This window comes from Gordonibacter urolithinfaciens (assembly GCF_900199375.1).
Taxonomy (GTDB): Bacteria; Actinomycetota; Coriobacteriia; order Coriobacteriales; family Eggerthellaceae; genus Gordonibacter; species Gordonibacter urolithinfaciens.
Genome location: NZ_LT900217.1, coordinates 2,789,823 through 2,808,614 on the forward strand (window position 1 = coordinate 2,789,823; position 18,792 = coordinate 2,808,614).

The 18,792-nt window shown below is 68.6% G+C and carries 16 protein-coding genes; 12 read left to right on the forward strand and 4 right to left on the reverse strand.

Annotated elements, in window-relative coordinates:
* Positions 1–149 precede the first annotated feature (149 nt).
* From BN3560_RS11940 to BN3560_RS11990, 11 genes are all read left to right on the forward strand, one after another.
* Entirely contained in the window at positions 150–1,337 is a 1,188-nt protein-coding gene (locus tag BN3560_RS11940; RefSeq protein ID WP_096228222.1) for a GNAT family N-acetyltransferase, read from the forward strand.
* Positions 1,338–2,317: 980 nt separating this feature from the next.
* Positions 2,318–3,019 (forward strand): response regulator transcription factor, encoded by a 702-nt coding sequence (locus BN3560_RS11945; RefSeq protein ID WP_096228223.1) that lies wholly within the window; start codon positions 2,318–2,320, stop codon positions 3,017–3,019.
* Between the two features lie 261 nt (positions 3,020–3,280).
* Entirely contained in the window at positions 3,281–4,231 is a 951-nt protein-coding gene (locus tag BN3560_RS11950; protein ID WP_096228224.1) for an ABC transporter ATP-binding protein, read from the forward strand.
* On the forward strand, positions 4,195–5,001 hold the full coding sequence (locus BN3560_RS11955) for an ABC transporter permease (protein WP_331712903.1): 807 nt from the start codon (positions 4,195–4,197) through the stop codon (positions 4,999–5,001). The genes BN3560_RS11950 and BN3560_RS11955 overlap by 37 nt, the downstream gene beginning before the upstream one ends.
* A gap of 27 nt (positions 5,002–5,028) precedes the next feature.
* Positions 5,029–5,976, forward strand: a complete 948-nt coding sequence (locus BN3560_RS11960) for a sensor histidine kinase (RefSeq protein ID WP_231897398.1) — start codon at positions 5,029–5,031, stop codon at positions 5,974–5,976.
* A gap of 140 nt (positions 5,977–6,116) precedes the next feature.
* Positions 6,117–8,705 carry a ferrous iron transport protein B gene (gene feoB, locus BN3560_RS11965; protein WP_096228226.1) on the forward strand — a complete coding sequence of 863 codons (2,589 nt, stop codon included), beginning with the start codon at positions 6,117–6,119 and terminating at the stop codon, positions 8,703–8,705.
* 541 nt (positions 8,706–9,246) lie between these two features.
* Positions 9,247–9,810 carry an alkyl hydroperoxide reductase subunit C gene (gene ahpC, locus BN3560_RS11970; RefSeq protein ID WP_096228227.1) on the forward strand — a complete coding sequence of 188 codons (564 nt, stop codon included), beginning with the start codon at positions 9,247–9,249 and terminating at the stop codon, positions 9,808–9,810.
* A gap of 105 nt (positions 9,811–9,915) precedes the next feature.
* Positions 9,916–10,386, forward strand: coding sequence for a GNAT family N-acetyltransferase (locus BN3560_RS11975; protein ID WP_096228228.1), 471 nt, complete (start codon positions 9,916–9,918; stop codon positions 10,384–10,386).
* Between the two features lie 47 nt (positions 10,387–10,433).
* The gene (locus BN3560_RS11980) at positions 10,434–11,123 is read left to right on the forward strand and encodes an MBL fold metallo-hydrolase (RefSeq protein ID WP_096228229.1); all 690 of its coding nucleotides are present in this window, start codon (positions 10,434–10,436) and stop codon (positions 11,121–11,123) included.
* 146 nt (positions 11,124–11,269) lie between these two features.
* Complete coding sequence (locus BN3560_RS11985; RefSeq protein WP_227115396.1) at positions 11,270–11,866, forward strand: hypothetical protein; 597 nt, start codon at positions 11,270–11,272, stop codon at positions 11,864–11,866.
* Positions 11,867–11,937: 71 nt separating this feature from the next.
* Positions 11,938–13,065 (forward strand): DUF3810 domain-containing protein, encoded by a 1,128-nt coding sequence (locus BN3560_RS11990; protein WP_096228230.1) that lies wholly within the window; start codon positions 11,938–11,940, stop codon positions 13,063–13,065.
* A gap of 114 nt (positions 13,066–13,179) precedes the next feature.
* Here BN3560_RS11990 and BN3560_RS11995 read toward each other — a convergent pair whose 3' ends face one another.
* The 4 genes from BN3560_RS11995 to BN3560_RS12010 all read right to left on the reverse strand — a co-directional run bounded on the left by BN3560_RS11995 (position 13,180) and on the right by BN3560_RS12010 (position 16,785).
* Entirely contained in the window at positions 13,180–14,058 is an 879-nt protein-coding gene (locus tag BN3560_RS11995; protein ID WP_096228231.1) for a sensor histidine kinase, read from the reverse strand.
* A 3-nt stretch (positions 14,059–14,061) separates the two neighbouring features.
* Positions 14,062–14,934, reverse strand: coding sequence for an ABC transporter permease (locus BN3560_RS12000; RefSeq protein ID WP_227115397.1), 873 nt, complete (start codon positions 14,932–14,934; stop codon positions 14,062–14,064).
* Positions 14,927–15,838: an ATP-binding cassette domain-containing protein gene (locus tag BN3560_RS12005; RefSeq protein ID WP_096228233.1), complete on the reverse strand. Its 912-nt coding sequence runs from the start codon at positions 15,836–15,838 to the stop codon at positions 14,927–14,929. The genes BN3560_RS12000 and BN3560_RS12005 overlap by 8 nt, the downstream gene beginning before the upstream one ends.
* Before the next feature lie 242 nt (positions 15,839–16,080).
* Positions 16,081–16,785, reverse strand: a complete 705-nt coding sequence (locus BN3560_RS12010; protein WP_096228684.1) for a response regulator transcription factor — start codon at positions 16,783–16,785, stop codon at positions 16,081–16,083.
* A gap of 1,376 nt (positions 16,786–18,161) precedes the next feature.
* Here BN3560_RS12010 and BN3560_RS14780 point away from each other — a divergent pair.
* Entirely contained in the window at positions 18,162–18,518 is a 357-nt protein-coding gene (locus tag BN3560_RS14780) for a hypothetical protein (protein ID WP_227115398.1), read from the forward strand.
* The last annotated feature ends 274 nt before the right edge of the window (positions 18,519–18,792 follow it).

Sequence of the window (18,792 nt, forward strand, 5' to 3'; positions counted from 1 at the left end):
CCTTCGTCCAAGGACGGCCGGCGGATGTCGGCGCCGGCGTGGGTGCCGATGGGGCGTGCCGATGGGACGGGGGCTCCGATGGGCGACGGCATCGGTTTCCGCTAGAATGGTGCGAATCGACCGGGCGGAAGCATGCGAAAGGAACAGCCATGGACATCGAAGAGATCGAGCCGCAGGGGCGCGCGCCCGAGCTGGTGGGCCGGCTGGCGCAGGTGTGGGAGCGCTCCGTGCGCGCCACGCACGGGTTCCTCTCCGAGGACGATATCGCGGGCCTGCGCCCGGAGGTGGCCGCGGGCCTCGCTGCCGTCGGGCGCCTTGCGGTAGCCTGGCAGGATGGCGCCGCCGTGGGCTTCGCCGGCGCCCAGGACAGCCATCTGGAGATGCTGTTCGTGGACGATGCCGCGCGCGGCGCCGGTGTGGGCGGCGCGCTGCTCGCCCATGCCGTCAAGCGTTGGGGCGTGCGCACGCTCGACGTGAACGAGCAGAACCCGCTGGCCGCGGGCTTCTACGAGCGTGCGGGCTTCGTCGTGGTCGGCCGCTCGCCCGTCGACGGCGCGGGCCACCCTTTCCCGCTGCTGCATATGCGCCTCGGGCTGGCGGGGGAGGCGGGTGTTCCCGGGACGGCCGGGGGCTCGACCCGGTCGCCCGCGAGCCCGCCTGCCCAGGGTGCCGGTTTGCCGGGATCGTCCGTACCGTCCCGCAAGGCCGCGGCCCGCGCCGCATCCGCATCCGCCGGCGGTGCCTGGTTCGACAGCGCCGACCCGGCGCTCATGCGCGACCATATCCGCGCCTGCGAGGTCATGGCGCGCTTCAACGCGCAGCAGGGCATGCTGGACGCCGACCGCATGAAGATGCTGCACGGCTTCCTGGGCGCCGTGGGCGAGGGCTCCTCGCTTTCGACGGGCGCGCAGGTGGACTACGGCTACAACCTGTTTTTGGGAAGGAACTGCTTCTTCAACTTCAACTGCACGTTCCTGGACGGCGCGCCCATCACGTTCGGCGACGACGTGGGGGTGGGGCCGGGCTGCTCGTTCGTCACGCCGCTGCACCCGCTGCTCGCCCGCGAGCGCGCCCGTTGCGAGGACGCCGGCGGCACCGGGCACGTGTGGGAGCGGAGCCTGCCCATCACGGTGGAGAGCGGCGTGTGGATCGCGGCGAACGTGACCGTGAACGCGGGCGTGACCATCGGCGAGGGCGCCGTCATCGGCTCCGGCAGCGTGGTGACGAGGGACATCCCGCCCCGCACGCTGGCCTACGGCAATCCCTGCCGCCCCGTGCGCGCGATCACCGAAGCCGAAAGCGTCGCCGATGCCCTCGCCGAAGCCGGCCTGGTCTGAAGCATTGCCGGCAGGGCGGTGCGGTGCGGCGGCGGGGGCGAATGCAGAACCGCCCCTTTCTGCACGTTTTTCACCAGATTATTGCGTTTTGGGGCGGCTGCGTCCTCTCGGCGAGCCGTCGGCCCGCCGTCCTCGTGTCTCTTGGCCGGCGTTTCCCCTGTTCGCGAGTTTCGGACTTGCGCAGAAGCCGTCCGCGGGGGGATGTGCGTGCAACATTCCGGTAAATAGTGTGCAAAAAACCGCTGCCGGCGATGCTCCTTAATCGCTGAACATTATTTATTGACGATTGCTCAATAATGGAAGCCGAGTTCCGGACCATTCCGGGCCGTTTATTCGACGAGGCGTCGTGGCGCAAGGCGGGCTCTCGCGGTTGCATGGTCCGAGCCGTGAAGGCGGCTTGACCGCATGGGCGAGCGAGGGCCGAGTCCCGGGTTCGCCCGCGCCGGGAGCGCGCGGGCTGCCATGGCCTGCACGGCAGAGGGTGCGCGAATTGTGGAGAAAATGTACGACGCAGGTAACTTCTCTTGCCCGCGAATTCATGTTAGCTTAATCTAACTTACATCGAAAGCGCAACGGAACGGCGCAGGCGAACTCGGAGCGGCTCGGCCGCTGGCAGCCTGCGGGAACGGCTTTCGACCATCGTCCGCCGACCCGGCGGCGGAGGCTCCTCTCGTCTGGCCATCCGCCGCACCTCCTAGCGGAGGGAAGATCCCCCCTCTTCCCTCCGCTTCTCCTGTTTTGAAGCGAAATAGCCGGCGGCGGCTCGGCAGCAGGTCTGCCGTCCGGGCGGCGCATCCCTGTTGCGAAAGCGCGGGCGGTCGGCAGAAGGCGGGAGGAGCCTGCGCTCTCGCATGCGTTCGTCTCGCCTCGACGGCCCGGCGGTTTTCGTTGATAATGGAGACGGATCCAGCACAGGGCATGTGTGCAAAGCGCGTGCGGAAGGGTGCGCCGAGGGCGCGCGGGAAGGGGGATTGGCCGGCTTGGACGCGAGCAGCATTCTCATCGTGGAGGACGACCCCGACATCAACGCCCTGCTCGCCAAGATCATGGCGCGCGCCGGGCACGAGCCGACGCGGGCGTACTCGGGCACCGAGGCGCTGCTGCACTTCGAGCGCGGATCGTTCGACCTCATGCTGCTGGACCTCATGCTGCCCGGCGCCAGCGGGGGAGAGCTCATCGCGCACCTGCGCGGCGAACGGGGGCTCGACCTGCCGGTCATCGTGGTGTCGGCGAAGGCGGGCCTGGCGGACAAGGTGGACGCGCTCGCCCTGGGGGCCGACGACTACATCGTGAAGCCGTTCGAGCCCGACGAGGTGGCGGCGCGCGTGCAAGCCGTGCTGCGCCGGTACCGCGGCGGCGCGCCCTCGCCGCCCGGCGGCGCCGGCCCCGTGTTAGAGCATCGGGGCCTGCGGCTGGACGCGTCCGCCCGGCGCGTGACGCTCGCCGGCGCCGAGATAACGCTCACGGCGCACGAGTTCGACCTCCTGCAGACGCTCATGCAGGCTCCCGACAAGGTGTTCTCGCGCGAGCGCCTGTACGAGCTGGTGTGGAAGTGCGGCTACTATGGCGAGGAGAACGCCATCAACGTGCACGTGAGCAACATCCGCAAGAAGCTGGCTGCCGTCGACCCGGACGGGGAGTACATCAAGACCGTCTGGGGCATCGGCTTCAAGCTGGCGTGAGCGGCCGGACGCGTGGGGATGCGCCCGGGCCGTGCGGGGGCGTCCGATTCGGGCTCGGTGCCGGTTTGCCGCACCGGCCTCCCGCCAAGCCCGCCGCATCGGCTGCCTCGCCGGCCGAGCGTCGCGCCCCTGCCCGCCATGCCGCCGCGCGGCCCCTGCGCCTTTACGCTTTCCTTAACCTTTCTTGAGGACTTATTAAGCGCCCGTAGCGTAAGGTTCTCCCCATGGTCGGCGAATGCGAGAAAGAGGAGAAGCGACCCGATGGAAAATGTGATAGAGACAAGGGGCCTCACCAAGCGCTACGGCAGCTTTGCCGCGCTCGACGACGTGGGCGTGACCGTGCGGCGCGGAGAGGTGTTCGGCTTGGTGGGCGACAATGGGGCGGGGAAGTCCACCCTTTTCAAGTTGCTGTGCGGCCTGGCTTTTCCCACGATTGGCGAGATTCGGCTCTTCGGCGAGCACTCTCCACGCGAGCTTGAGCGCCAGAGGGCGCGCATCGGTTGCATTATCGAGCAGCCTGGTTTCTACCCGCACTTAAGCGTGGAGAGGAATCTGGAGTGCTGCCGCATCCAGAAGGGCGTGCCCGGCAAGAACGCGACTGACAGGATGCTCGAGGAGGTAGGGCTGGCCTATGCGAGAGACCGCACCTGCAAGGACCTGTCGATGGGAATGAAGCAGCGCTTGGGCCTGGCGATGGCGCTCATCGGCGAGCCCGAGGTGCTCATCTTGGACGAGCCGGCGAGCGGTCTCGACCCCAGCGGCATCGTGGAGATGCGCACCCTGCTGCAACGCCTCAACCGCGAGAAGGGCATCACCGTGGTGCTGTCGAGCCACCACTTGGCGGAGCTGGAGCAGATGGCCACCGTCTACGCCTTCCTGTCGCATGGAAGGCTCTTGGAGCAGGTGGGCGCCGAGGAGTTGCGGGAGCGGTGTGCGGACCGCATCGAGATAGCAGTGTCCGACGCCGCGTGTTACACGGTGCTGTTGGAGCGTGAGCTGGGATGCACGACGTACCAGGTGCTCGGCGACGGCACGGTGAGCATCGCGAACCCGCGCTTGGACATGGAGGCGTACAGCGGCCTCGCCAGCGCGCACGGCCTGTCCATTCTGAAACTGGAGCGGCGGCGCCTGTCGCTGGAACAATATTACCTCGATATGAAGGACAAGGTGGATCCCTGGAGCTGGGATGCGCCGGAGATGGGGGTGGCATGATGCTGAACTACCTGAAGGGCGAGGCGTACCGTATCGCGCACGGCCGCGCGGCATACCTGTTCACCGGCACGCTCTGCGCCATCGTGCTGGCGGCCAACGTGCTGTTGTGGGCCATGTCCTCCACGCCCGGCTTTCCCTACGCCACGGTGCGTTTCTCCATGAGCAACCTCGTCTCGATGCTGCCTCTTCTGTTCTATATGGCTGGCTTGCTGGTGTGGGTGCTGTTCGCCGACGACCGGAAAGACGGCACGCTCAAGAACGCCATCGCGCATGGCTGCTCGCGGCGCGACCTGTTCCTGGGGAAGTGCCTCGTGGCGACGGTGCTCGGGCTCGCCATCCTGGCCGTGGTCCTGGCCGTGTACGTGGGCAGCGCGGTGCTTCTGCTGGAGGGGTCGACCGAGGCCGTGGCCATTCTGCTCGAAGGCGTGGCGTCGGCGCTGCCATTCACCGCGGCCTGCGTTGTGCTGGGCGTTGCGGTATGCTCTGCGTTGCCGAAGACCGTCACCGCGTTCTTGGTATGGGTGGCCGTCGTGAGCGTCGTCCCGGCGGTGCTGAACGTGATCGGCCTGGGCGTCGAGCCGGTGGCCCGGCTGGCAAGCTGGCTGCCCGCGAACTTCTTTGCGAACGAGGTGGCCATCAACCAGAGCGGCCTGGCGCAGTTTCTGTGGGATACGCCTGAAGGATTGGCGAAGTGCCTGATCGCCGGGATTGCGGGCATCGCAGTGTTCGGCGCCGTGGGCTTATGGCGTGCGGGCAAGGCGGAGCTGTAGGATCGGGGCATGGGAAGGGGCGCGGGCATGGCAGAGATCGTCCTCGGGGTGCTGCTGGCGGTCGCACTTGCAGCAGCGGCCTTCCTCGCCGCGCGGTACGCGCTGCTCAAGCGGTCGCTTCGGCAGGCGGATCGGGAGCTGGACGAGATCGTGGGGCATCTGGAGGACAACCGCATCGTGAGGCTGCCGGCTCCCGACGCCGATTTGGAGGCGCTGCTCGGCACGGTGAACCGTGCGCTTGCGGGCATACGCGCGCAGGCGGCGGCCTGCGCGCGGCACGAGGCGGAGCTCAAGGCGCAGGTCGAGCACGTGAGCCACGACCTGCGCACGCCGCTCACGTCCATCCGGGGGTACCTGGCGCTCGTGGACGACGCGGCCCTCGATGCCGAGGCGCGCGAGGCGCTCGGCACGGTCAGGCGCAAGGCGGCGTCGCTCGAGCGGCTGGTGGCGCAGTTCTACGAGCTGTCCCGCCTGCAGGGCGATGATGTCCCGCTGGAGCTGGGGCCGGTGGACGTGGGCCGCATGTTGCGGGAGTCCGTGGCCGAGCAGTACCGCCTGCTGGCCGACCGGGTCCTGGACGTGCGCCTGGACGTGCCGGAGCATGCCGTTTTGGCGCGCGCGAACGGCGAGGCGGTGGAGCGCGTGCTGGCGAACCTGCTGCACAACGCCGGCAAGTACGCGAAGACGGCGCTGGAGGTGTCGATGGCCGGGGAGGGCGCGGGCGCTGCGGGGGCCGGCGGCCGCGTGGCGGTCGAGTTCTCCAACGACGCGGAAGGCCTGTCCGAAAGCGCCCTCTCGCGCCTGTTCCAACCGTTCTTCATGGCGGACGCGTCGCGTGCGCAGGAGGGCTCGGGCCTCGGCCTGGCCATCGCCCGCCATCTGCTGGAGCGCATGGGCGGCAGTATCGAGGCGAGCTTGGAGCGGCGCGAGGGAGCGTGCTGGCTGGTGCTCCGCATCGAGCTCCCCGCAGCTTGAGCGGTTCTCACAAATCGTTCACCTTGGAAAACTTTTTCGTGCCAATGCCGCCGATTCGCGGTACTATGATTCCTGAAAAGTAAACGCAGGCTAACGAAGCCGGGCGAGGGGGATCGCCGCGGCCGCAAGGAGACGAGACGTTGGGCACCCTGAACGACCTTCCCATCGGCAAGACCGCCACCGTGGTGGCGGTGGGCGGCGAGGGATCGCTGCGCCAGCACTTCCTGGACATGGGCATCATCCCGCAGGCCGACGTGGCCATGGTTAAGCACGCTCCCATGGGCGACCCGGTGGAGGTGCGCATCCACGGCTACGAGCTCACGCTGCGCCGCGACGACGCGCGCAAGATCGAGGTGGCCGACGAGCGCGAGGCCGACGCCGAACGCCTCGGCGGCGCGCGGCCGAGGCGCAGCTTCGCCGAGCGCGTGGAGCACCCGGGCCTCGGCGAGGGCGGCAAGTTCCACGACAGGGACGCCGAGCGCCCGCTGCCCGAGGGCGAGCCCCTCACGTTCGCGCTCGTGGGCAACCAGAACTGCGGCAAGACCACGCTGTTCAACCAGCTCACCGGCGCGAACCAGCACGTGGGGAACTTCCCGGGCGTCACGGTGGACCGCAAGGACGGCCGCGTGCGCGGGCATGCGGAGGCCACCGTCACCGACCTGCCGGGCATCTACTCGCTGTCGCCGTACTCCAGCGAGGAGGTGGTCACGCGGCAGTTCTTGCTGGACGAGCGACCGCGCGGCATCATCAACATCGTTGACGCCACGAACGTGGAGCGCAACCTGTACTTGACCATGCAGCTGCTCGAGCTGGGCGTACCCATGGTGGTGGCCCTGAACATGATGGACGAGGTGGAGGGCAACGGCGGCACCATCCGCGTGAACGAGATGGAGAAGCTGCTGGGCGTGCCCGTGGTGCCCATCTCCGCGTCCAAGAACGAGGGTATCGGCGAGCTCGTGGACCATGCGCTGCATGTGGCGCGCTACCAGGAGCCGCCCGTCTGCCAGGACTTCTGCGCAGCCGACGCGCACGGCGGCGCCGTGCACCGCTGCCTGCACGGCATCATGGCGCTCGTGGGCGACCATGCCGAGCGTGCAGGCATCCCCGTGCGGTTCGCTGCCAGCAAGCTGGCCGAGGGCGACGCGCTCGTGTTGGAGAAGCTTGCCCTCGACGAGAACGAGAAGCACCTGCTGGGGCACATCGTGCGCCAGCTGGAGGACGAGCGCGGCCTGGACCGCGCGGCGGCCATCGCCGACATGCGGTTCGCCTTCATCGAGCGCGTGTGCGACGAGTGCGTGGTACGCCCCCGGGTAAGCCGCGAGCATGCGCGCAGCATGGCGCTCGACAAGCTGCTCACCGGCACGTTCACGGCCATCCCCGCGTTCGTGGCCATCATGGCGCTCGTGTTCTGGCTCACGTTCAACGTGGTGGGCGCGTGGCTGTCGGAGATGCTGGAGGCCGGCATCGGCTGGCTCACCGACGTCGTGGCGAACGCGCTCGCGGCGGCGCAGGTGAACGAGGTGCTGCAGTCGCTCGTCATCGACGGCGTGTTCAACGGCGTGGGCAGCGTGGTGGGATTTTTGCCCACTATCGTCACGCTGTTCTTCTTCCTGTCGCTTCTGGAGGACTCGGGCTACATGGCGCGCGTTGCGTTCGTGATGGACAAGCTGCTGCGCAAGATCGGGCTGTCCGGGCGCTCCATCGTGCCCATGCTCGTGGGCTTCGGCTGCACGGTGCCCGCGGTCATGGCGGCGCGCACGCTGCCGTCGGAGCGCGACCGCAAGATGACCATCATGCTCACGCCGTTCATGAGCTGCTCGGCGAAGCTGCCCATCTACGCGTTCTTCACGGCGGCGTTCTTCCCGGCTTCCGGGGCCGCGGTCATGGTGGGGCTGTACTTCGGCGGCATGGCGGTGGGCGTGCTGGCGGCGCTGCTCATGCGCAAGAGCCTGTTCTCCGGCGAGGCGGTGCCGTTCGTCATGGAGCTGCCGAACTACCGCATGCCCAGCGCCCGCAACGTGGGCCAGCTTCTGTGGGAGAAGGCGAAGGACTTCCTGGAGCGCGCGTTCACCATCATCTTCATAGCCACCATCGTCATCTGGTTCCTGCAGACGTTCGACTTCGGGCTGAACGTGGTGGCGGACTCGGCCGACAGCATGCTGGCCGTGGTGGCCGGGTGGATCGCGCCGGTGTTCGCGCCGCTCGGGTTCGACGACTGGCGCATCTCCACGGCGCTCGTCACGGGCGTCATGGCGAAGGAGAGCGTGGTGTCCACGCTGTCCGTGCTATTCGGGTCGACGGCCAGCCTCGTGGCGGCCCTCACGCCGCTCGCGGCGCTGGGCCTTCTGGTGTTCTGCCTGCTGTACACGCCGTGCGTGGCGGCCATCGCCTCGGTGAGGCGCGAGCTGGGCGGGCGCTGGGCGCTGGCCATGGTGTTCGGCCAGTTCGCCGTGGCCTGGCTGGCCGCGCTCGCGGTGCGCGGGGCGGGTCTCGCGATGGGGCTGCCGGCGGGGGAGGCGTGGAGCGTCGCCGTGGGAGCCGTGGTCGCCGTGGCCGTGGCGCTGGTGCTGCGCCGCATGGCGCGCCGCCGCCGCGCGGGGGCCGGCGGCTGCGGCGGTGGTTGCAGCGCGGCGTCCTGCGCGGGATGCGCGAGCGCGGGGACGTGCGGGCGCGACGAGGCGGCCGAAGCGCAGGCGGACGAGGCCTCTGCGGACGCGACGCGCCCGTAGCGTGCGGAAGACCTCCTGTGCGATCCTCGTTCCTCCCTTCTTCGACATTTCGACCCCTCCGAGTCACCGTTTTGGTCGCTTTGAAGCTCGCTCGGCTCCGATGAGGGTGATCACGGTTACATCGAACTGGTCAAACGCGATCTGGCGCCTTGGAGTGCCATGAAGAGTAAGTTCTCGGCCCGGTCAAAACACTTCAGAGCGATCGAAACGGTGACTCAGGGGACGTTTTTCCATGAGGTTGATCGACGCGTTGCGTCGGAAACTCGCTAGCTGATGCGAGTGAGACGGCGAGTCGTGGCTCGCGTTCTTTCTGTGCACGCCCCGAGGGATGGTCCAGTGCCTCGGGGTGTACCTGCAACGGAAAAAAGAGAACCGCAAACGACGCCTCGCCGCCGCCGTGGAGATTCTTGGAAGATGCCCATAAATGTTGCAAATTGAGTAGCAAATATGGGAAAGTAAACCAAGGAAAACAAGTAAGGCGAGCCGCCACGTGTGCGAACGGCCGCGTGCCGCCCGCCGAACGAAGCGAAGGAGCGATACCATGTCCATGATCAACCGCGAGATCGACGATTTCTCCGTCCAGGCGTTCCAGGACGACGGCTTCGCCACCGTCACGAAGGACGACGTGCTGGGCCACTGGAGCGTGTTCTTCTTCTACCCGGCCGACTTCACGTTCGTGTGCCCCACGGAGCTTGAGGACCTGGCCGCCCTGTACGACCAGTTCAAAGCCGCCGACTGCGAGATCTACTCCGTGTCGTGCGACACGCATTTTGCGCACAAGGCCTGGCACGACGCGTCCGAGAACATCAAGAGCCTGCCGTACCCGATGCTGGCCGACCCCACGCACAGGCTGGCCGACATCTTCGACGTGTACATCGAGGAGGAGGGCGTGGCCGAGCGCGGCAGCTTCATCGTGAACCCCGAGGGCCGCATCGTGTGCTACGAGGTGAACGCCGGGAACATCGGCCGCAACGCCGCCGAGCTTTTGCGCCGCGTGCAGGCGAGCCAGTTCGTGGCCGAGCACGGCGATTCGGTGTGCCCCGCGCGCTGGGTGCCGGGCTCCGAGGTGCTGCACCCGGGCATCGACCTGGTGGGCAAGCTGTAGCGGACGCAGCAGGCCGGGCGGTGCGCACGACGGGCCTCCGGGACGGTTCCGGGGGCCCGTGGTATGATGGGCAGAGCCGATACCCCCTCGAAAAGGAGCACCCCCATGGATGTGACCTTGAGGCCCTTCGAAGACGACGACCTTCCCCGCCTGCGACGATGGCTCGCTGCCGACCACGTGCGCCCCTGGTTCGAGCAGCCCGAGGACTGGATGGCCGAGGTGGAGGGCCGTCACGGCGAGTACGCCTGGATCAGCCACTTCGTCATCGAGGCCGACGGCGATCCCGCCGGCTTTTGCCAGCTCTACCCGTTCTCCGCAAGCGGCGAGGATTGGAACGGCGCGCTTCCCGTGGAGGGCACGTACAGCCTGGACTACCTGCTGGGCGAGCCGACGCTGCTGCGCCGCGGCATTGCCCGTGCGGCGCTCTCGCAGCTGATCGGGCTCATTGCCGCCGAACCCGATGCCGAGCGCATCATCGTGCAGCCCGATCGGGAGAACGTTGCCTCCCGCGGCCTTCTGCGCGCGCTCGGGTTCTCCTACGACGAGGCCGACGACCTGTTCGCGATGGACGTCTGACGCATGGGTGCGGCGTCGGGCCCCGCGTTTTCGGGGAGGGATCTTCCGTGGAGTTGAACAAGCTGGGTGAGCGGACGTTCTGGCTGCCGCACCAGCCGGAGAACGACCGGCCGATGCTCGTGCTCCTCAAGGGCGATCGCCTTGCGCTCGCGGTGGACGCGGGCGCGTCGGCTGTGCATGTCGAGGAGTTCTACGCGCAGCTCGACGACGCGGGCCTGCCCCGGCCCGACCTCACGGCGATCACGCACTGGCATTGGGACCACACGTTCGGCATGCACCGCGCGCACGGCCTCACCGTCGCGTGCCGGCGCACCGGTGAGCTGCTCGCGCAGGCGCGCGCTTCGCTGGCCGATCCCGCCGCCGTCCTGGCGCTCAAGCGGAGCGAGGAGTATATCGCCCGCGAGTACGCCGAGGCCGGAATCGTGGTCGCCCTGCCCGACGTGGTGTTCGACGGCGAGCTCCTCCTCGATCTCGGGGGCCTGACCGCACGCGTGTTCGCAGCAGCCTCGCCGCATTCCGACGACACGGTGCTCGTGCACGTTCCCGAGGAGGGCCTGCTGTTCCTGGGTGACGCGACGTGCGGCGATCCTTTCGACGGGTGGCGCGTCGACGAGGAGAGGCTGCGGGCCCTGGTACGCACGATCGAGGGCATCGACTGCGAGACGTGCCTTCTAGGCCATGCCGACCCGCTGGGCAAGGGCGAGCTGCTGGGCTACCTGGCAACGCTCGCGGGTTGAGGACGCGCTGCCATCGGGCAGGTAACGGCGGCCGGCTTTCCCCTGCTCGTCCGGCCGCAGGAGTAACCTTTATGCGGAAGCGGCCGGCCGGCGCCTTGCGCCCCCACGGGCGCGGTGCTGGGCATGCGACGAGAAAGGACGATGCCATGGCCCCGATGGATACGGCGGTGCCCGGAACCCTCGTGTGGGGGCATGCGGCGCTCGCAGTGTGCGCGGCGTTGTACCTGGCGTGGTGGTGGACGTTCTTCAATCCCGCGCTGCCGAAGGCGACGGGGGCTCTGTACGCGATGGGCGTGGGGTTCATCTTGGGCGCGGTAGCGTTCGGCATCGCGGCCGTCGTGTTGCTGGCGATGGGCTTGGGAGCGCTCGCGGGCGCGCCCCAGGTTGGCGGCGCGGCACCAGGGTGGGTGTTCGCCGTGGGCGGCGTGGCGGCGTATGCGGCGCTCGCCTTCGTCACCGTGCGCTTCTTCGGGCGGCCCGTGACCACGGAGCTGCTGCTGTTCGTGCTGTGGGCGGCGCTGGAGCTTGCCGTGCTGAACGCGCTCATGGGCGCAGGGATGCTTTTCGGCGGCGCGTTCTGGCTGCTCGCGGGCGTGGTCGCGCTTGTGACGGCGGCGAATCTCGTGTGCTACGTGCTGTACTTCCGGCTGCCGCCCGTGCCCTCGTTTGTCGACGGAGCCGCGCCGCTGGCGGTTGTCGGCGTGCTCTCGGCGGTGCTAGCGGTAGTCATCGCACGGCTGTGAGCGCGTCGACCGGCTTGTGGCCGCGTGGGGTACAATGAGGGCGGCCGTGCTGCGCCGACTTGCGAAGGAACATGAGGAAGTACCTGCTCAAACGCATGCTGTTCATACCTTTAGGGATCGTCGCCCTTGCGGCGACGGCGTTCGCGCAGGCGAATCCCGAGGCAGCCGAATGGTACGCGCAAACGGTGTACCCCGCGGCGTCCTCGGCCGTGGGATTCCTGCCGTCGCTCGTCGGCTTCTCGGTGGCCGAGTGGGTGGCGGCGCTGTTCCTGCTGTTCTGCCTGGGGTACGTCGGGTACTGGGTTCGCAAGGTCGCCGTGAGCAAGGGCGAGCGCGGTATGATGGCATACCGCGGGATCATGGGCGCGGCAGCCGTCGCTTGCGTCGCGCTTTTCGCCTTCACGTTCCTCTGCGGGCTGAACTACCACCGCTACACCTTCACGCAGCACGCCGGCTACGATCTGGCGGAGGAGGGGGCCGATCCGGCCGAGCGCCAGGAGGAGCTCGTGCGCCTGGCCTCGTCGCTCGCCGAGGGCCTCGGGCGCGAGCGCGCAGAGCTCGGCAACGATGTCGACCTGTTCGCCGCCGAGCCGGGGGAGTTCGAGCGCTACTCGCAAGAATCGGTGGCCGCCATGCGCAAGCTCGCGGAGCGCTACCCTGCGCTCGAGCGGCCGCTGTACTCGCCGCCCAAGCCGGTGCTCGCGTCCAAGCTGATGTCGTATGCGAACATCGGCGGCATGTTCTTCCCGTTCACCATGGAGTCGAACATCAACGTGGACAACCCGTTCTTCACGGTGCCGTGGACGATGGCCCACGAGCTGGCGCACCAGTGCGGCTTCATGCGCGAGGACGAGGCGAACTTCATCGCGTACCTGGCATGCAAGGAATCCGGCGACGCGCTCATGCGCTACAGCGGCCTGCTGCTGGCCTGCGACAACGCCATGGGCGCGCTGCGGAAGGCCGATCCGGAGGCTGCCACGCAGATCGCCGCCGGCCTTGCGCCTTCGGTGCAACGCGACCTGGCCGAGCGCGCGGAGCACTGGGCCCAGTACGAGGGTCCGGTGCAGGAGGCCTCCAACGCCGCCAACGATGCGTACCTCAAGGCCAACAACCAATCCGACGGCATGCGGAGCTACGGCCGCATGGTCGACCTGCTGCTCGCCGAGCAGAGGGCGGGGGAGGGCGATCCGCCGAGCTAGCGCCCCGCTTCATCCCGCTGCGTCATCCTGCGTCATCCGGCACTGCGCCATGCAGCAGCTCGGCCGGCAGAACTGCGGGATTGATGCTGCGAGGGGGATCGGCTCGACGCCGTTTCACTCCGGGAACGCCAGCTCCACGGTGAGCACGTCGCCGTCCAGGCGGGCGGTGGCCTCGATGCGCAGGGCGCGCGACAGCTGGGCGACGATGGCAAGGCCGAGGCCGCTGCCCCCGCCGCCGCGCGCGGCGTCTCCCTGGTAGAAGCGCTCGAACAGGCGATCGGCGTCCATGCCGTCCGGGTCGGCCACGCGGTTCGCGAACGCGACCGTGCGTCCCTCCTGCACGATGCGCGGGGGCTCGCACCCGTAGCGCAGCGCGTTCACGGCGAGGTTGCGGAAGATGCGGGCGAGGGCGTCGGCGTTCGAGTCGGCCACGAGCGGCTCGTCGGCAAGCCGGATGCCGGGCTCCCACCCGCGCTCCTTGAACTGGCCGTACAACGAGGCCAGCGACTCGGCGAGCACCTGGCCCACGTCCACGGGCTCGCGCTCGATGCGATGGTCGGGGTCCTGCACCTGGGCGTAGGCGTACAGCTGGTCCAGCAGTCCGCCCACGTCTTCCAGGCGGCGCGACACCACGTCCAGGTACCGGGCGCGCAGGGCCTCGTCCTCCTCGGCCGCCAGCAGCTGCGCGTAGCCCTGAGCCCCCGCGAGCGGCGTGCGGATGTCGTGCGAGAGGTAGGTGAGGCCGCGGCGCAGCTCGCGCTTGGCCTCCTCGGCGGCGACGCGCTCGCCTTGGTGGCGGTCGATCTGCCGGTTCACCGCCTGCGCCAGCTGCACGAAACCGCGCGTGCGCACGGACAGCGCGACGCGGGCGTTGCTCGCCGACTCCCGGTTCACGAGGAACCGCGCAATGGCCCGCAGCTGCGCCTCCGAGCGGGCAAGCTGGACGGCGAGCGCAACGACGGCGACGGCGAGCAGAACGACCGCGGCTTCCATGGCCTAGACGTCCTTCCTCTTGAGGACCAGGGCGCAGAGCGCTCCGGCGACGGCGATGAACGCCGCGCCCACGAGCGCGATGTGCCCCGCGCCGAGGGGGCCGCCGAGCCCGAGGGAGAGCGAGCCCATGCAGGACGACAGCGTGTAGTCGGCGAGGAACGAGATGCTCGGAATCAGCATGCCCAGCCCCTGGATCCCCAGCGTCACCAGGCCCGAGGCCAGCAGGATGCCGATGCCGATGCCCGCCGCCATCTTGCGGGTGACCCAAACAGCAAGCGCCGTCAGCATGCCGAAGCCCGCGGCCACGACCGCGACGAGCACGCCCCACAGCGCGAAGTCGGGCAGGGGGGAGGATGCGAGCTCGAGGCCCGTCACGGCGGCCGTGGCGAGCGTCGCTGCGACGATCATCACGGTGAACAGCGCCGCGAGCACGAGTATCTCCACGATGCGCGCGCCGAGGAACGCGAGGCGGCTCGGCTGCACGGTGAACACGTTCTTGCTGAAGCCGCTCTCGAACTCCGCGGCAAGGAAGATGGCGAGGAACACGACGAACAGGCAGGAGAGCCCGCCTCCGCCGAGGAACACGTTGCCCACGAGCGCCTCCGGCGTCATGCCCTGGGCAAGTTGCGTCACCAGGGCGTTCGTCTCGGCGAGGTCGTCCGCGCTCGGGCCGCTCCCGTTCGAGAAGCCGATGTGCACGCCCGTCGGCGCGCCGCTTGCGCTGGCTGCCTGCATCGACTGCACGAACGCGGGATCGGTGATGTAGGCCATGGTGGCTGCGCTGATAACGGCCAGCACCGTGATGACGGCAAGGAATATCCACAGCGACTTGCCGTGCACGAGCCGGTAAAGGTCCATCCTCAGAATATTAGCCACGGTACTCAGCCCCCATCATCTCAACGAAGAACTCCTCCAGGTCGCGCCGGTGCGCGTACAAGCCGCGGACGGCGATGCCCTGCTCGTTCAGGACCGCGCCCACCGCTCCCGCGTCCGCCCCGCCGAAGACGCGGATGGCGCCGTCGGGCATGGACTGGAAGCGCAGGCCCGCGAAGCGCTCCTGCAGCACGGCCAGCGCGAGCGTCGGGTTCGCGGCCTCCAGCTGCAGGAAATCGCTGCATTCCTGGTCGACCTCGGCGGCGGACATCTCGCGCACCATGCGGCCCTCGCGGATGACGCCGTAGCGCGTGGCCATCTTCCCCAGCTGCTCCAACACGTGCGAGCTCACCACCACGGTGATGCCGCGCTCGTCGTTGAGGCGCATGATGAGCCGGCGGATCTCGCGGGCGCCCTCGGGGTCCAGGCCGTTGAGCGGCTCGTCGAGCAGCAGCAGGTCGGGGCTGCCCAAGAGCGCGAGCGCGAGCCCCAGTCGCTGCTTCATGCCCATGGAGAAGTTCTTCGTCGCCTTGGAGCCCACGCTGCCCAGGCCGGTGAGGTCCAGCAGGCCGTGCACCTTGTCCTTGGGGTCGGCCAGGCCCAGCGCGAGCGCCTTCATCATGAGGTTGTCGGTTGCGCTCATGGAGCCGTACAGCCCCGGCGACTCGATGAGCGCGCCGATGCGCCGGCTCGCGCTCGCCTCGCGCGGCTGCATGCCGAACACGCGCACCTCGCCGCCCGTGGGTGCGGCGAGCCCCGCGAGCATCCTCATCACCGTCGATTTGCCCGCCCCGTTGCGGCCGACGAACCCGTAGATATCGCCTTGGCCCACATGCATGTCGAACTGGTGGACGGCCATCTTGCTGCCGAAGGCCTTCGAGAGCCCGTTGGTTTCGATCACGTTCACGTTCCCGCTCCTTTCCGATCGTCGGATCGTTCTCTGACTGCCAACCACGATACGGAAAAGGCGTTCAGCAATTCGCTTCGAAACCATTAAGAAAGTGCTAAGTTTGCCGTGCGAGGGGCGTGACAGGGGGGGCGTGACAGGGGGACGGGGATAACGTCACGTTCCGCGATGCGCTGCAACTGAGCGAAACGAAGGGGAACGTGACGTTATCCCCGTCCCCCTGTCACGGTCCCTGTCTCGCCTCATTCGGCCAGTTTGAAGCCGATGCCCCAAACCGTCTCGATGTAGCCGTCGGTGCCGGAGGGCTTGAGCTTGCCGCGGATGTTGCTCACATGCACGTTCACGGCCTTCTCCTCCACGAACGCCTCCTCGTTCCAGGCCGCCTGGAACAGCTCCCGCTTGGTGAACACCTTCTTGGGCCGGCGCACGAGGGCCTCCACGATGCCGAACTCCAGGCGCGTGAGCCTCACGGGATCGCCGGCGGCTGTGAGCGTGCGGGCTTCGGCATCGAGCACCCAGTCCTTGAACCGTAGCGTGCCCGAGCTGCGCCCCGCCCCGCGGGAAGCGTGGCGCAGCTGCACGGACACGCGCGCGAGCAGCTCGTCGAGGTCGAAGGGCTTGGCCAGGTAGTCGTCGGCCCCCAGCTTCAGAAGCTCCACCTTGTCGCCCGTATCGGCGCGCGCCGATACCACGATGACGGGCACGTCGCTGCGCGCGCGTATCTCGCGCACGAGCTCCTCGCCTGAGGAGCCCGGCAGCATGAGGTCGGTGATGACGAGGTCGTACGGCGCCTCGCCCGCGGCGGCCCCCGCTTTCAGCAGGAGCCGCGCCTCGCTTCCCGAGAACGCCTGCGCGCAGGCGTAGCCCGCCCGCGCGAGCGCGGCGGCCACCACGTTGTTGATGTCCTCGTCGTCCTCGACGACGAGGATGCGGGCTGCGTGTTCCATACGCGTATTGTAGCCCAACCGGGCCTGGCAGGGCGCCACTCTTTCCCCGCCCTGTTCCCGTTCCCGCCCCGATCCCGTACCGGCTCGCCCGCGCATTCGCACAAGCCCCGCATCCGCGTTCGCACACGCCCGCGTACCCGCGCTCGCTCCCGCCCACGTCCCAACCCCCCCCCGCACCCTCCCCGCCTTCGCCCATATCGCCCAAGGAGGGCAGGCTCCCTGTCCGCGCATCGCATGCCGCATTGGCTCGCAAGGGAGCGCGCCCCCTGCGCGCAGGCGGGCTTATCCGCACCCGCTCCCGCCTCGCCCCGACCCCCGCTCCGACTCCCGTCCACGCTAGCGGCCAAAGGCGGGGGCGGGAAGCGCCAGGGTTTCGGGGGTGTTGGTTCTTACGGGCCGGCCCGCCGGCACCATAATCACCGGTTTTCGACGGAATGCCTTCCCCTCGGGCCGCGCCTTCCGAAATGCCGTTCTGCGACGAGGGGAAACGTCGGACCACCTCGCTTGCGCCCCGCTTGCCGCCAGCCTCTGCTTCCCAATCTGTAAAAATGCGGTGATTACTGTGCCGATGCGCGGCCTGCTGGTAGAATAGCGGCACCACGGAGCCAGTGCAGGCGCTCTTCGCCTCGGCGAGCAGCCCATTGCAGGAACGGCGTGCCCCCCGTTCCCCTACCACGCTTGCAAGATCCTCTTAGCAAAGGGCTTGCAAGGAGGTTCCATGCCCGTCTCCTCCCATCCTGACCGTGAGCGCGCGCCTATCATCTTCGGACACAAGACCGCCTTGGCCATCCTGCGCTCGGCGGCCCCCCGGACGCTTCCGCCGGTTGCGGGGAAAGCACGGGTGCTTCCCAGCCGCGCTCCGGCGAGGGGCGAGGTCGAGGCCGCCATCGAGCATCTCGAGGCCTCATACCCGGATCTGCGCCTCGAAAGGCCTGCGCACGTGCTCGTTGGAAGCGCTGCGCTGGGGCGGCCTTCGAAGGCTGTCAAGTCACATTCGCTGACCGTCCCTCTTTCGGGCACATCGTTTTACCGGTTGGGCGACGGCGTCTTCGCCTGCGTGCCGGCCCTCGCCTTTGTCCAGGAAGCCGCCCGGGGGAAGAGCCTGGTCGCCATACTCGAGCTTGGGTACGAGTTGTGTGGAACGTACCGGACCCGGCGCACAGGGGCCGCAGCTGCCTATGGGGTAGAGCCCCTGGCATCCGTCAGGTCGTTGGGCGGCTATGCGGCGCGGAACGCCTCGGTCGACGGTGCGCGCAAGGTCGGCCGTGCCCTTCGCTACCTTGCCGACGGCTCGGCCTCGGCGCGGGAGACGAAACAGGCCCTCGTCTTGGGGCTGCCCCATCGCCACGGGGGCTACGGCCTGGGAATCCCCCCATATGAACTACGAGGTCGGGGCGAGCAGGGCGGCCGAATCCCTCACCGGTAAGAAGTCGTTCCGCATGGATTTGTGCTGGCCGGAGCGGAAGCTCGATGTGGAGTACCAGAGCAGGGAGTGGCACGAGGGGGAGGCAAGCCGCGTCTCCGACTCGAGGAGGGCGAACGCCCTCATGTCCATGGGCTGGACGGTGGTGGGGGTGACGAACGACGAGCTCGACAGCTTCGCGGCGACCGAGGCGATAGCGCAAACGCTCCGCCGGCACCTGGGCAAGCGCGCGCAGATACGTACGTCCAACTACCATGGGCGCAAGCTGGAGCTGCGCAGGCAGCTGGGCCTCCCGATAGGATACGAGTAACTGAAGGCGGCGTGGCAGCGACTCCGCCCGACGCGCCGCCCGCCCCCCCCTGCACCCGGTTGCCGTGGCACCGCCCGGCGCCCCTCTGCACCCGCTGTCCGTGGCGCCCCCCCCCTCCCTGCATGGCCCGGTGCGGGGGAGGGGCGGGCGGGCGATGCATCGCTCTTCGAGCGCCATGACGCCCCGTTGGCACAGTAATCACCGGTTTTCGACATGCGCGCGGCCTGGGACAGCGCGATGGGGCCCGAAGGCCGCCTCTTTCGGGTGTTTCCCC